Below are 374 nucleotides of genomic sequence, written 5' to 3'. Positions count from 1 at the left end.
ACCCGATAACCGGTCACCGAACCCGACGACGCCCCCCACGACAACGCCACACTGTTCGCCCCACCCGTCGCCGCCGCCGCAGGCCGCGCCGTTGAGCGTGCAGTTGGACGGGGTGATGCCGCCGGGGCTGCCGTTGAAGCCGAAGCTCGCGGTCGCGCCGGGCGCCAGGGTGCCGTTCCAGCCGACGTTGGTGAAGGTGAAACGCTGCCCGCTCCGGCTCAGCGACGCGTCCCAGAAGGCACCGATGTTGGCCCCGGAGGGCAGGTCGAAGGCGACCGACCAGCCGTTGATCGTGGTGGTACCGCCATTGGTGATCGTGTACTTGCCCTCGAAGCCGGTCCCCCAGTCGGAGACCTTGGTGAAGACCGCGGTGG

At 69.5% G+C, this 374-nt stretch carries 1 protein-coding gene; it reads right to left on the bottom strand.

The features are described 5' to 3' along the window. On the bottom strand, window positions 1-374 hold a 374-nt coding region (locus IG98_RS0144250; protein WP_030926804.1), incomplete at both ends, for a cellulose binding domain-containing protein.

The organism is Streptosporangium amethystogenes (assembly GCF_000721075.1).
GTDB lineage: Bacteria > Actinomycetota > Actinomycetes > Streptosporangiales > Streptosporangiaceae > Streptosporangium > Streptosporangium amethystogenes.
The sequence above is the reverse complement of the archived record's forward strand: the minus strand, read 5'-3'. Positions and strand labels throughout refer to the sequence as shown.